This window comes from Mangrovibacterium marinum (assembly GCF_003046625.1).
In the GTDB taxonomy this organism is placed as follows: domain Bacteria; phylum Bacteroidota; class Bacteroidia; order Bacteroidales; family Prolixibacteraceae; genus Mangrovibacterium; species Mangrovibacterium marinum.
In genome coordinates this window covers 61,653-76,551 of the sequence record NZ_QAAD01000012.1, presented here as the reverse complement: position 1 = coordinate 76,551, position 14,899 = coordinate 61,653, and the positions used below count along the sequence as shown (strand labels likewise).

The 14,899-nt window shown below is 47.7% G+C and carries 10 protein-coding genes; all 10 read left to right on the top strand.

What is annotated here, in order from left to right:
• The first annotated feature begins 2 nt into the window (after window positions 1-2).
• On the top strand, window positions 3-1,604 hold the full coding sequence (locus C8N47_RS12435) for an MFS transporter (protein WP_107822886.1): 1,602 nt from the start codon (window positions 3-5) through the stop codon (window positions 1,602-1,604).
• A 169-nt stretch (window positions 1,605-1,773) separates the two neighbouring features.
• The gene (locus tag C8N47_RS12430; protein ID WP_170111384.1) at window positions 1,774-2,946 is read left to right on the top strand and encodes an aldo/keto reductase; all 1,173 of its coding nucleotides are present in this window, start codon (window positions 1,774-1,776) and stop codon (window positions 2,944-2,946) included.
• Window positions 2,947-3,738: 792 nt separating this feature from the next.
• A complete protein-coding gene (locus C8N47_RS12425; protein WP_107822884.1) occupies window positions 3,739-7,731 on the top strand; it encodes an HYR-like domain-containing protein in 3,993 nt (1,330 codons plus the stop codon).
• Window positions 7,732-7,778: 47 nt separating this feature from the next.
• Complete coding sequence (locus tag C8N47_RS12420) at window positions 7,779-8,681, top strand: outer membrane beta-barrel protein (RefSeq protein ID WP_170111383.1); 903 nt, start codon at window positions 7,779-7,781, stop codon at window positions 8,679-8,681.
• A gap of 269 nt (window positions 8,682-8,950) precedes the next feature.
• Window positions 8,951-9,532 carry a Crp/Fnr family transcriptional regulator gene (locus tag C8N47_RS12415; protein WP_107822882.1) on the top strand — a complete coding sequence of 194 codons (582 nt, stop codon included), beginning with the start codon at window positions 8,951-8,953 and terminating at the stop codon, window positions 9,530-9,532.
• Between the two features lie 608 nt (window positions 9,533-10,140).
• Window positions 10,141-10,761: a fibronectin type III domain-containing protein gene (locus C8N47_RS12410; protein WP_107822881.1), complete on the top strand. Its 621-nt coding sequence runs from the start codon at window positions 10,141-10,143 to the stop codon at window positions 10,759-10,761.
• A gap of 193 nt (window positions 10,762-10,954) precedes the next feature.
• Window positions 10,955-11,659, top strand: a complete 705-nt coding sequence (locus C8N47_RS12405) for a hypothetical protein (RefSeq protein WP_107822880.1) — start codon at window positions 10,955-10,957, stop codon at window positions 11,657-11,659.
• A 526-nt stretch (window positions 11,660-12,185) separates the two neighbouring features.
• Complete coding sequence (locus C8N47_RS18770; RefSeq protein ID WP_170111382.1) at window positions 12,186-12,350, top strand: hypothetical protein; 165 nt, start codon at window positions 12,186-12,188, stop codon at window positions 12,348-12,350.
• 277 nt (window positions 12,351-12,627) lie between these two features.
• Window positions 12,628-13,830, top strand: a complete 1,203-nt coding sequence (locus tag C8N47_RS12400; protein WP_107822879.1) for a transglutaminase-like domain-containing protein — start codon at window positions 12,628-12,630, stop codon at window positions 13,828-13,830.
• Between the two features lie 330 nt (window positions 13,831-14,160).
• On the top strand, window positions 14,161-14,715 hold the full coding sequence (locus C8N47_RS12395) for a hypothetical protein (protein WP_211316126.1): 555 nt from the start codon (window positions 14,161-14,163) through the stop codon (window positions 14,713-14,715).
• Window positions 14,716-14,899: the final 184 nt, after the last annotated feature.

The following is a 14,899-nucleotide window of genomic DNA, read 5'->3' as shown; positions in this document are numbered from 1 at the left end:
TTATGCCGAATCATAACAATAAACAACTCTTCAAAAGCTGGGTGCCTTACTGGTTAATCCTGGTCGGAATCTTTATCACGTTGATTCCGATCGCTCTGGCTCTTGGAGTATACATGGGCGGGATGAGCAGCGCCGCAAGTTATTACGGAGTCGACACCACCGATATTCGTTTTTCAGTGGTTATTTATTATCTGGCCATTGCTGCTGCTTTTCCGCTGGAAGCCCGCTTTTATAATTTCTTCTCATCAAAGCCGTATTTTATTGCTTGTTGCCTGTTTTATGTGCTCATCAATCTGGCCTTGTATAATACGCATAGTTTTGCGATGCTCCTGGTGCTTCGTTTTGTGGGAGGAATGAGTTCGCTGGGCATTATTGGAACCATGTTCACCCTGGTCTTCCGACAGTTTCACGAGCAGCGTAGTCGGGTGTTGGGCTATGCCACCATGTATGCAGCCTTGTTTTCATCGGCACCGCTGGCTCAGTTAATCGACGCCTGGGTGTTTTCAAACTATAACTTCAATGTTCTTTTTCTGGTCGAAATATTTTCCGCTATTCCCGGAATCATCCTGATGTTCTGTATCCTGAAGGATGGGGTTGATCTGACCAGGAACGGAAAAATACCGCTGAAACTGGTACGCTGGGAAAGCTTTGTTCTTTACAGCTCGGCGCTTTTATTAGCCGCTTGTATCATGTTGTATGGGCAGTATTATCACTGGTTCCGCAGCGCGCGTATTGTTAGCTGCACCATCGCCTTAGGGGTTCTGCTTTGCTTGTTTTTGGTGCGGCAAATAAAATTGGAAAAGCCTTATATTGATTTGCGGGTGTACAAAAGCCGAAACTTTCGCATTGGCATGTTGTTGCTGGTGTTGTTTTACCTGAGTAAAGGCGATACCGGCTTGCTCTATGGCTTTTACGCCAACAGCGTGAAGTTGGATCCTTACTGGCTGGGCTATGTCAATCTGATCAATGCTGTCGGTATTATTAGCGGATCATTGCTGGCTGCCCGTTTTGTGCTGGCCGGGCGGAAGATCCGGTTGATCTGGATGACCGGTTTTGGCGCTCTGCTGGCCTTTCATATCTATATACTGCTTATTCTCGGAAGCCAGGCCGGAACAGCTGACCTGATTATCCCGCTTTTTTTGCAAGGATTTGGAAATGGTGTACTCATCTTGTCCATCGTGATCTTTTATGTGACTGCTGTTCCGCCCGAGATCAGCTTTTCAGCGTCGGTATCGGGGGTGGCTTACCGGGCGCTAACCTTTACCGGGAGCATGGCATTAACTTCGTACATGAGCCTGTATTTTCAGAAGATCCATTATCAGCATTTTGCGCTGGGTATCCGTGCCGATAGCCCGCTGCTTACGGAGCGCATCGGGCAGTACCGGCAAAGTTTGCAGGATGGGGGAGCCGCAGCGGCTCAGCTGTCTGCCGGAAGCTCGCAGATGTTGGGAAAAGCTGTTGCTGTGCAGGATAACCTACTGGTTGTACGCGATTATTATAGCTATATGAGTGCATTCATCCTGTTGGTTATTTTAGGCATCGCGGTGATTCCTCATTTTCAGTATCAACTGCGTAAAATTGGCAGCAGGTTGATCCCAGTCTAGCGGTGCCGCAGGCTTCTGCTGTTGGCAGCCAGGCCGCAAAACGTCTTTTGCTAAGTTGATGTTACCATCTATGCCCGGTGTTAACCTTTGCCCCTATTGCTTGTTGTGTTATTTGTAAGTTTAGCGCACCGGCATAATAGATCAATTATTGTTTATGGATTACAAAAATGTGAGTTTATATAAACCGAAGATGGAATATCGTCGCTTCGGGAAAACCGAAAAGAAAGTCAGCGTCATCACTTTAGGTGGAATGCGCTACAAACACGGATGGACCGATCCCCGCCATGAAATCCCGGACGAAACTTTGCAACAATGCCGCGACACCGTACAGGAAGCCCTGGCCAGCGGCATCAACCTGATTGAAACTGCTTACGGTTACGGGAAAAGTGAAACGGTTTACGGCATGGTATTGAACGATGAGCTGAAACTAAAGCGCGATTCCTACTTCCTGATGACTAAAGGCGCCAAAATGACCGCCGCCGAGATGCGCGAGCTGGTGATGGAACAGCTGAAAACCTTAAAAACCGATTATTTCGACTTTTATGCCTGGCATGGTATAAACACCATGGATATTCTGGAGACGGCTTGTGCGCCTGGTGGGCCGGTTGAGGAGTTGCTCAAAATGAAAGATGAAGGACTGATCCGCCATGTTGGTTTTAGTACACATGCGCCACTTGAGGTCATCATCAAAGCCATTGAAACCGATCTGTTTGAGTTCGTTAACCTGCACTACTATTATTTTTTTCAACGTAACAAAGGGGCCATCGACTTGGCGCAAACCAAAGATATGGGGGTGTTCATTATCTCGCCCAACGACAAAGGCGGAAAACTGGGAAGTCCCTCACAAAAGCTGAAAGAGCTTACTGCTCCGCTGCATCCGGTGCAGTTTAATGCCCGCTTCTGCCTCGGACATTCCGGGGTTCATACGCTAACCTTCGGCTTGCCGGTCACTTCCGGATTCGATACCCTCGATGGTATCTTTCCTGCACCCAGCCCGATGACGGAAGAGCTGCAACGAATAAAACTGAAACTGGATGAGCAGCGTTTGCTCGACCCCTATGCCCATTACGAAGGTTACGATATGCTGAACGATCCTTCGGGCATTAATATTCCCGAAGTTTTGCGCTTCCGCATGATGGTGAAGTGTTACGATATGACGGAGTTTGGCATCTATCGCTACAACATGTTTCAGGAAAAGGACCATTGGTTCCCGGGCGTATTCCCAACTGAAGAGAACATGAAAAAGATCGATACTTCCCGCTGCCCGGCCCACATTCCTGTTGTGGATTTAATCCGGGAAACGCATAACGAGTTATACCGGCCTAAGGACAACAAAAGCTGATATTGCGTTTTTACCTTAAAAACGATGGGGGGAAGCCATTCTTATAACTTCTTTTAACACTCCTTGGCAGCTGTTAACAGCTTGCCGGCCTATCTTTGTATCAACACATAGCAAAAGAGAGACTCAAGATTTTTTTTTCATAAGTTTAGGTTAAGAGAGAGAAAAGGATGGCAAACGCCATCCTTTTTTGTTGTCCCCCGATGAACGTCGGGAGGCCAAGTTGCCAAATCATCACCAGGCTATGATGGTATTTTGAATGTCAACCCGACAGCCCGACAACTCGGGACAAGCACGACAACAGGATTTCCGAAAACCCCCGACCTTCCTCCCTGTTGGCAATCTCTTGGAATCATGTTTGTTTTTTGCTGCAAGTCCCTTCCCGGATGCTTCAGCACCTGTGTCTTCGCATCTGGTTTTGATCCCGGAGGACTATCGGACTTACCGGAAGGCTTTTGGTCTCAAACCGAACCTGCTTTCTCTGCTTTATGCGCTTCTTTCAGGTCTTAACAGCTTGATTTCTTTGTGGTCAGTTGGCTGTTGTATGTTAATTTAATCTGATCCTTTACCGTCTTTTTTATTCTATTTAAAAATTAATTCGGTTTAAATAAGTGCGTTAATCGGGTATTGTTTTGCTGCGAAGAGCCCGTTGTTTGTCCTTCTTAGGGATATCTTACGTGTTCATATCTATCTGTTGGTCAGTATTGTAAGCTGTACAACATATCTTGTTTTTAGCGTGGGTTATTCATAATTTGTAATTTTTCTTAGCTGGTTAACTTAACTCAAAACGAATGTATGATGATTAAAAATCGACGTGGAATCGCTCTGTTTAAAAGCGAATACCCTCCGCAAGGCGGAATCCAAGCGGGTATTTGGCGTATCTTTTTGCTTGTTTTGTTTAGTATGCCTCTGCTTGCCCATACAAGCCTGTCGGCAATGAATGCTCCCAACGAAGCTCCTGTTGCCAAGTGTAAAAACATTACTATTCATTTGGATCTATATGGAATGGCCAGCATCATGGCCGAAGATGTGGATGATGGTTCCTACGATAACGACGGGAACTTTGTCCTTTTTGTGGATATCGAAAACTTTAGCTGCGACGATGTTGGCGACAACCAGGTGCGTCTTCTGATTCTTGACGATCAGGATGAAGTGGATCTTTGTTATGCTACCGTTACCGTGGTGGATGATATCATGCCGACCCTGGATGCCGAAAGTTTACCCGATGTTTTTGCCGACTGTGAGGTCGCCGCTGAGGATCTGGTAACCCCAACGGCCAGTGACAACTGTTTCGGGACCATCGAAGGGGTGCCTGATGTCGACTTTCCCATTACAGAACAGGGAACAACCATGATTACCTGGACTTTTACCGATGCGGGGGGAAATACGCTGACACAAACCCAGAATGTGACCATCAGCGAGGATATTGCTCCGGTGCCCGATCAGGCTATGCTGCCCGATATTATCGCTCAGTGTATGGTAGAAGAGGCCGACCTGGAAGCTCCTACAGCAACCGATAACTGTGTGGGAACTGTTACCGGAACAACCGACGCTGTTTTCCCGATCTCGGAACAAGGAGCAGCAGTCATCACCTGGACCTACGACGATGGTCACGGAAACACGAGTACTCAGACCCAAAATGTGCTGATTGACGACAGCACCCCGCCGGTTCCCGATGTGGAAACACTGGATCAGATCACGGCACAATGTGTTGTTGAACAGACTGATGTCGTGCCGCCTACAGCGACCGATAACTGTGGCGGCGAGGTGACGGTAAGCACCGATGCGGCTTTCCCCATCGATCAGCAGGGGCCAACAGTGATTACCTGGACTTTTACCGACCAATACGGCAATTCGTCGAGCCAAACGCAGCAAGTGGTGATTGAGGATACCACCGGCCCCACTCCAAACGTGGAAACACTGGACGAGATCACTGCGCAATGCCTGGTTGAGGCGACTGATGTTACTCCACCAACGGCTACCGACAATTGCGGCGGTGCGGTGACCGTGACAACCGATACATCATTTCCGATCGATCAGCAGGGGCCTTCGGTCATTACCTGGACCTTTACTGATCAGTACGGCAATGCCTCCAATCAAACACAGCAAGTGGTGATTGAAGATACTACCGGACCGACAGCTGTTTTGGAAACTTTACCCGATATTACGGCCCAATGTATGGTCGAAGAAGCCGATGTGACCCCTCCGGCGGCTACCGATAACTGTGGCGGCGAGGTGACGGTGACCACCGATGCGGTGTTCCCCATCGACCAGCAAGGACCAACAACCATCACCTGGATCTTTACCGACCAATACGGCAATACATCCAGTCAAACGCAGCAAGTGGTGATTGAAGATACCACCGCCCCGACACCTGTTTTGGCAACCTTACCCGATATGACGGCTCAATGTATGCTTGACGAAGCTGATGTGACCCCTCCGGCGGCTACCGACAATTGTGGTGGCGAGGTGATGGTAACTACTGATGCGGTGTTCCCCATCGACCAGCAGGGACCAACAGTCATTAACTGGATCTATACCGACCAGTACGGCAATACATCGATGCAGAGCCAAAACGTCATCATCGACGATACCATGGCTCCAACGCCCGATGCGGAAACATTGGATGAGCTGGTGGCACAATGTATGCTCGAGCTGGAAGATATTACCCCGCCAACAGCGACCGATAATTGCGGCGGAGAAGTAACCGTGACTCCGGATGCTGTTTTTCCCATCGATCAACAAGGACCAGCCGTGATTACCTGGACCTTCACCGACCTGAATGGTAATTCATCCACCCAAACACAGCAAGTGTTGATTGAAGATACCACCGGTCCTACACCAACGATGGAAACATTGGACGATATTACGGCGCAATGCGTGGTTGAGGCCACCGATGTGGCGACACCAATGGCCACCGACAATTGCGGAGGTGCTGTGAGTGTGACTTCTGATGCATCTTTCCCGATCTATGCGACAAGCCTGATCACCTGGACTTATCACGATCAGTACGGAAATACAACTGAGCAGACCCAAAATGTGGTGATTGAAGATACCACTGCTCCGGTTGCTACTGCTCCGTCCTTGCCCGATGTGCTGGATGAATGTTCCGTGAGCTATGAGGATTTGATACCACCGACAGCCACCGATAATTGTGGCGGCATGGTAACTGTGACCACCGATGCGGTGTTCCCCGTAACCGCTCAGGGAACAAGCCAGATTACCTGGACCTTCAGCGACCAAAGTGGCAACAGTTCTACGCAGACCCAGAACATCATTATTGCCGATGTTACCGATCCGGTGCCCAATGCCGCGAGTCTGCCCGATATAACTGCTATATGTGAACTGGCTGAAGGGGCAGTGACGCCACCAACAGCATCCGACAACTGCATGGGAACCATCACCGGCGTGCCTGATCCGGCTTTGCCAATCAACACGGTGGGAACCCATCAGATTACCTGGAGTTTTACCGATGCCGGAGGAAATACAGTGGTGCAAACTCAAAATGTCACCATCGAAGAATCGCCTTTGGCCAATGTAAGCCTGGATGACCTTGCGGTTACCTACAACGGTACAAGCTACGAGCTTACGGTTACTGGTTTACCCGAGGGGGCTTCGGTAAGCTACGAGAATAACCAACAGGTCAACGCCGGAACTTACCCGGTAACGGCCGTAGTTGACCCGGGCGTGGAAAGCTGCCCGACCCTGGAACTGACAGCAACACTGACCATCGAGAAAGCGCCGCAAACCATTACCTTCGACGAGATCCCGATCAAGCATCTGGAAGAGGATGACGACTTCAGCCTGAACGCTACGGCCAGCTCGGGCCTGGAGGTTAGCTACAGCTATACCTATGAGGCGGAGACTGCTCCGGCAACGGTCAGCCCCACCGGCGAGGTGGTGCTCATCAGCTCGGGAGTGGTTGAAATTACCGCGTCGCAGCCCGGCAACGACAACTACCTGCCTGCTGAGCCCGTAACACAGATCCTGACTATCGAGAGCTCCGATGCCAGTATTCATGAACTGACCATCAACGAAACGACCTATGTCGATCCGCCTCAGGAAATTCACTATGAGATGGCCTGCGATGAAAATATGCAGCAGGTAACGGTGAGCTTCACCAAAGAGGTGGGAGCAACCGCCAATGTCGATCAGTCGTTCGTGATTGTCACCTCCGGAGCCGGCACTTTTGTGCAAACCATTACCCTCACATCGCAGGATGGTACGCAAACACAGAGCTATGACCTGATTATAGATAAGCCATTCAATTATTTGAGCTACAGCAATCTGGTGATCGAGAAGTTCAACAACGTATTGCTGGTGAGTAACAACCCCGACACCAACGGAGGTTATCGGTTTGTGAGTTATAAATGGTATAAAAACGGCAGTGTTATCGGTACCGACCAATACTATTCGGCCGGCGAGAATGCCAACAACACCTTGGATGCCAGTGCGGTTTATGTGGTTGAAATGACTGATGCTGCCGGTAATATTTATCGCACCTGCGAATTTGCAGTTTCGTATGTATCAACAGCCTATACAATGGATGTTTATCCGAATCCGGCACCGGCAGGAACAAGCCTGGAGGTGGAAACAAGCTTTACGCCCGAGATGCTTTCCGATATGACCATCACGGTAAGTAGCTTATACGGCATGCCGGTTCTGAAAACGATAAGCAATAAAAACAGCAATCAGCTCATTCTTCCCTCATCACTTCCGGCAGGTACTTATGTGGTGACCAGTAGAGCGGGCGAGTTGGTATTAACCCGTAAGATTATCGTTGAATAGCCATTGCCGGCAACCAAACGAATGTTGAATGTAAAAAAATGAAAACCATGAATAGATATCAATTGAGCTGGCTAAAACCAGTACTATTGGCCCTGGCACTATCGGTGGGCGCTGCCGTACAGATTCGCGCACAGGAAATACTGATCCCCGAGTCGGAAGTTTCAGTCTATCTGAAAGGGCCTTTCTCGAAAGTAAGCCTTGATGTGGGCGATGCAGGCGAAAATAACAATCGCTTCGGATTAGGTGTTGGGGTGCAATATGCTCATTATTTCAATCTGAACTGGAGTGTCTCGGGGGGACTGGAATTTCAGACCTACCGTTCCGAAGCTCTATTCGATTCGTTCAGCGACGCCTATGCTGCAACCGATGTTGAAGGCGACAACTTTCAGTTTCGCTATCAGCTCGATGCTTACCAGGAACGCCTGAATATGGCTTTAATCAATATACCCATTCGGGTGCAGTACGAGGATGAGTTTACCAAACATTTCATGTTTTATGGATCCGTTGGTGTGGCTGTAGGCTTTCCGTTGGTGGCCAAATATAAAAGCCGCGCCTTTGGTTTGACAACAGCCGGATATTATCAGCAATGGGATGCCTTGCTGAACAGTCCGCGTTTTATGGGCTTCGGAAACTGGGGAAACCAAAGCACCGGGAAGCAGGAACTGGATCCGAAAACAAGTTTCTCACTCCTGCTCGAAACCGGTTTGAAGCATAAAATATCGGTGGGGCATAACCTGTACTTCGGGATTTTTGCCGACATCCCCCTGAATAAACTCAACAAAAGCGGTGATGATGTCCTTCCGCTGATTGAATACGATCCGGCACAGCCCACCAGCTTTATTTATAACTCAGTTATCACGGCTGCTCCCGGTGCACAGGGCGACACTTATGCCGATAAAATGAAAGCATTAGCCTTTGGGGTGAAACTTCGTTACTCGTTCGATTTTTAGATCCTTTTTGGTTTATTAGTTGTGTTGATTAGTGCAGGTCTGTTTCGATGTAGAAACAGGCCTGCTTCTTTAGCAGCTGTTGGCAGCCCCCGTATTTTTCAAGCGGTTATTTTCGGCTTAAGGGACAACCCGCCTAGGGTGAATTGTGCTATATTATTAACATGAGGTTAAAGAAATCGCCTTGTATAGCTTTTTTTTTGAAAAGAATAGGCTTGATTATTTGTGAGTTATCGTTCGTTGTCATAACTTTTAATTTTGGTTTGAATGACATGGACACTTTTCAACGATTTTCCAATTACTGCAATCAACTTGGCAACTTCAGCTATGTTGATCTGATTGCTGTTTTTCGGCAATTGAAGCCTTTACACCTCAAAGCAGGCGAATACCTGAGCGACTGCGGGCATAAAAAGTATCAAATCGGTTTTCTGGAAGAAGGAATTATGGGAGTGCGCGTATGCTGCGGCCGGGGAGATGAACATTTGCAGCATTTTATAATGTCGTCCAGCTGTTTTACCGATCTGGAGTGTCGCGAGTTCAACAAAGCCAGCACCTATCGTTACCAGGCATTGAAGGATTGTGATATTCTGACCCTGCCCATCGATAAAGCGCATCAGCTGGTTCGTCAATATTCCGGTATGTGGCTGGTTTACGAGCAACTGCGTCACGATAGTTTACTTCGGATGATTAGTTATTACGACTTGTTGCACCAGGGGGATGCCGCTAATCGGTACTGCTGCATGGTGGAACTGTTTCCCGAGTTGATTTACCAGTTGCCAATGAAGTACATTGCCGAGTTCCTGGGCATTACTCCTCCTTCGTTGAGCCGAATTCGTCGTTCTTACGCGCATTAGTTACCATCCGGTTAATAAAATAGTTTTGGTAATTGCCGACCTTTGAGTGTATTAGCGCACACTTTATGAAGACTTCGGTAATAGCAATTTATCAATTCACAACTTGTCTCGGAAGAAGCACTCCGCTAGCGTCTCTTTTCACAGTTCGTTTTGCTGTTGGTTTTTCTACCCTCCGAACAAATGATACTTCAATATTAGCGGGTCTTCATTTTTTTCATTGCTCCAGCTCTTTCAAAAATAGCAACAACTCTTTAAAGAGTTACGACAACTCTGGTAAGAGTTACGACAACTCTTTAAAGAGTTACAACAACTCTGGTAAGAGTTACGGCAACTCTGGTAAGAGTTACGGCAACTCTGGTCCGGAATATGGCAAAATACACCAGTCTTTTTTCCTTGTTTCCGGCTTTATGGTGTTCGGAGGCCTGGCTGGGGGACTGGTAGTCAGGCTTGTCCTCTTGTTAGTTGCTTGTTGTCGGCGATGTGTTTAAGGGGTGGGTTTTTACCAGTCCCTCTTGCAGGAACAGTTGTTAAGAAGCTGTTCGTTGTTTGGTCTGTAGATCTGTCTTTCCGCTTGCGGAAATTTATAAATAACTATAGCATATCATATTATGAGTAAAGCTATAATTGATTTCAGTTCGAGTCGGTTTACCGATGCCGGCCTAAGTGTGAATACGAATCAGATCATTGAGAAAATGACTGATAACAGTGCTTTCCCTGATCCGGACCCCAGTCTGGAGACGATTCAAACGGCTAATGACAACTATTTTCAGTCGTTGGATAATGCGAAGAACGGTACCCCCGAGGATACCGCCATTAAGAACAAGCTGCGCAAAGAGCTCGAACAGCTGTTGCACCAGGTGGGTGAGTATGTCCAGTTTACCAGTAAAGGTGACGAACTGCTGATCCTGAGTGCCGGTTTCGAGGTGGCTCGTAAGCGCGAAACGGTTGGTGCCCTTCCCAAACCCAAAACCCTGGAGCTAAAACCGGGCGATAATAAGGGAAGTATCAGGTTGATTTGCAGCACCGTTCCGAATGCCTCTTTTTATGTGTTTGAATACCGTGAGCTTTCCAACGGAGACGATCCCGAGTGGAAAAAGCTGGTATCGACCAAGCACAGTATGCTAATCGAAGGTTTAACAAGTGGTAAGCAATACGCTTTTCGGGCCGCCGGTGGTGGCTCCGACGATTCCAGAAACTGGACCAGCGAAATTGCCAGCTATATCTTGTAGCCGCGATTGTAAGATGCCGCTAAGCGGAAAGACAGAACCGACGGCCGGCTGACCAACTTACTTTGTTTCGGGAAAACAGGACTGTGTAAGGCTTCAGGTCGACCGATGAATTGAAAAGGAGTGATGTTATTCACTCCTTTTCTGCGAAGGGGCCTTTGCAGATGCTGCGCGGCTTGTTTTTCAGCTTTGGCTTTTGAGCAATGAGGAGCTTTGTCCTACCGGACGGGTTTTCATTTTTGTTCTGACACAAAAACGAAACAAAAAAGTCGAGGCTTATTTTTATCATCAGGTGTCGGCTTCTGAAAGCAAAGTTCAGCCGGGTGATCTCCTCCTGTGGTCGGAGCTTCCCGGTTTCACTAAGCTTTCCGTTCGCCGCTCACCATCGATAAAAAGTAGGCCGAAATGGCTTCGAGCATTCCTGTCGGTTTCATCAGAAGCCGTGTCGATCCGGAGCCCATTCATCCCCCTTATGGATTTTGTTACGGGCAAGAAGGTTTTTAGCGAAGGGGGCTTTGCAGATGCTGCGCGGCTTGTTTTTCAGCTTTGGCTTTTGATCCATGAGGAACTTTGTCCTACCGGACGGGTTTTCATTTTTGTCGGGACACAAAAACGAAACAAAAAAGTCGAGGCTTATTTTTATCATCAGGTGTCGGCTTCTGAAAGCAAAGTTCAGCCGGGTGATCTCCTCCTGTGGTCGGAGCTTCCCGGTTTCACTAAGCTTTCCGTTCGCCGCTCACCATCGATAAAAAGTAGGCCGAAATGGCTTCGAGCATTCCTGTCGGTTTCATCAGAAGCCGTGTCGATCCGGAGCCCATTCATCCCCCTTATGGATTTTGTTACGGGCAAGAAGGTTTTTAGCGAAGGGGCCTTTTCGGATGCCTCACTGCTTGTTTTTTAGCTTTGGCTTTTGAGTAATGAGGAACTTTGTCCTACCGGACGGGTTTTCATTTTTGTCGGGACAGAACTGCCGCATTTCGGTGAATTATATGTATAAACTGAACTGTTATAAGGTATTTTAACAGTTCTTGTAAGCTGTTAACACTGTTTGAGCTTACCTTTGAAACATCATAGACAAGCAAGAAGTACAAGATTTTTTTTCATAGATTTAGATTTGGAGTAAAAAAGGATGGCAATCGCCATCCTTTTTTGTTGGGAGCAACTCTGGCCTCCATTTCTGCTTCCTGGCATTGATCCGGAAGCCGGGCATACTGGCTGCCGCGAACTTCACAAATGGCTCCCGGAACTGCGATGTCTTATTTTATCCAATAGTTTTATGATTTTGCTAACATTCATTTTAATAGGTGTTTAGGGAGAGGTATATCCGGAAAATTACGGATATGTGCTTTGCTTCAGTTCACAACTTGTACGGGAGAGCTGTGTAGGAAAGAGATATTAATGGCGTTTATTCGTTTATCCGCTCCAATATGGTCAAGTCAGTATTGATTTATGCGATCAGGTATATCCTGTTTTTTCTGATCGGGCTACCGTTTTCGGTTGTTGCACAAATTCAGGGGGCGGTACACGATGCCCTGAAGGTTAAAAAGCGGGAAACAGCCTTCGAAGAAGAACAACGGTGGGTGAGCGACTAAGCATTGCTAACATCTTTTAACAGTCCTTGGCAGCTGTTAACATCGATCGACACTATCTTTGTAAGTACAGAAAGCAGAAATAGCAAGATTTTTTTTCATACTTTATTGGGTTTAAAAGCAAAGGATGGCAGTGGTCATCCTTTCTTGTTTTCAGGCGGTAGCCATCGGTCCTGAAGGAGCGGGGAGCACGACTATTCGCAAAAAGGCCTTTGGCTGTTGTTCTTTTGCTCAAACTATCTTTATTTTGCCCCTCCAATTACCAACCAAATAGAAAACCATGAGACATTTAACAAGTGTAGCCCTGCTGCTTTGTGCTATTTTCGTATCGTGTAGCAGCAGTTGGCAAAACAAGCTGGAGCCGCAACAAGTTGAGCAGCTTAACGTGGCTTTAAACAAAGCGGGTAGTAACCGTTCTCAATTGGAGCAGGCTTTACAGCAGGTTCCTGCCGATCAGCTGGAAGGGATGGCTTTTTTGATTGCCTATATGCCCCAGCGAGACCTGGATTCTTTAACGGCTGATTTCCTGCTCGAAAATACCCGGATCGCTTATCAGGCACGCCAGCAGTATGCCTGGGCACAAGCGTTACCCGATTCGGTGTTCTTTAACGAAGTGTTGCCCTATGCCATTTTGAATGAGCGCCGCGATAACTGGCGTCAGCAATTTTACGATCTGTTTGCACCGCGCGTGGCAGCTTGCACCGATATTCAGGCAGCAATCGACTCGGTGAGCAAGGATATTAACAAAGTGCTGAAAACAGAATACAACGTTAAAAGACGAAAAGTGGATCAAAGTCCCTTTGAATCGCTGGAACAAGGCATGGCCACCTGTACCGGTTTGTCAATTCTGATGGTTGATGCCTTTCGCTCGGTAGGCATTCCGGCGCGTTTGGTGGGAATCCCCAACTGGACCACCAAAGAGGGAAACCACAACTGGGTGGAAGTGATGGTTGACGGACAGTGGAAAGCTACCGAATATTATGCTCCCGAAAAGCTGGATACCGGTTGGTTTATTGCTGATGCAGGGAAAGCAAATCCCGACGATCCGGATTATAGTATTTACGCCAGCTCCTTTAAGCCGGCACAAACCTGGTTTCGCCTCATCTGGGATTACAACATCCGCTATGTGCATGCCAATAATGTGACCAAACGTTACATCGAAGTGTATCAGGAACAAATGAAAGCCGATAGCTTGCCCGCTGATCTTATGTTGCTGAATGTGGTTTTGTTTAAAGACGAAAGTTGTACGCCCGATGGCAACAACCGCGTGCCCGAACGCATCAGCCTGAAAGAAAAAGGAAGCGAAGTTGACTTTGGCTTTTCACCCTCACCAACCGACGACATGAACAATTATCTGGTCTTCCGGGTGAAACGCAACCAACAGTACAGCCTGGAATACGCCGGTGCCAATGGAGAGCTGATTTCCAAAAAAATCAGAACGACCGATGAACCGCAGATGATACAAGCTTTATATCAGAATTAAGGGCTAATTCGTTGCCCGCGAATACTGAAGCAGTCCGCATGATGATGGGGCTGCTTTTGTTTTTTTTGCTGATCGTCGGCGTCAACTTTTCGTTGCCCCCGGGGCTTTTTGCCAAGCGGCTTTGGTTTTGGTCCCCGAACCGAGGCAACAGTTCTGCAAGCTTGCCTGTACTTCGATAAATAGCCGGCAAGCGCGAAATTATCCCGGTAAAAGTTGTAACTTGTTGCAACAAACAGGACTAGTAACTGCTGGCTTTGCTTTTCAATTTACGGCACGAATGTTGTTTTTACGAGAAAGCAAATCACGTTATTAATACCAAAACATATTGCTATGAAAACAATACACAAACTCTTTTTACTATTAGCCGTGGTTGCCTTTGGGGCTTGTGAAGGTCCCATGGGCCCTCCCGGATACGACGGGCTGGATGGGCAGGACGGACAGGATGGGGTAAACATTCTGGGAACCGTGTTCGAAGTGAACGGCGATTTTACCGAGAATAATCAATATACCTTGTATTATCCTTTCCCGGATGATTTTCAGGTTTACAATGGCGATGCTGTCGTGGTGTATATCCTGTGGAAAGTCGTAGATGGTTTGGATGTTTGGCGCGCGTTGCCACAAACCATCTTCCTGGAATCGGGAGCCTTTCAGTATAATTTCGACTATACAACCGGCGATGTTCAAATCTTTATTGATGGTGAACTGGATCCGGCCTGGTTGGGATCGGGCGACCTGGTGGATCAAACCTTCCGCATTGCCGTCATTCCGGCCGACCTGTACAGTAACAAGTCGATCGATATTACCAACTACGACGAAGTAAACCGGGCCATGTTACTTTGGGGCGGAAAAATCAACCGCGCAACGCTGGTCAATTCCGACCTGTAAGGCAGGCTTGCAGCCAGAGGAGAAGGACAACACCCAACCGGATGTTGTCCTTTTTTTTGATCCATTGATTTGACCTTCCTGTTTATAGGTCGTAACAGGAGGGCATTAGAACAAGCATTGACAACAGAAAACGATCGCCATGGTGATGAAGATTTTCATTCCGTAGAAGAAATAGTCGGTCGTG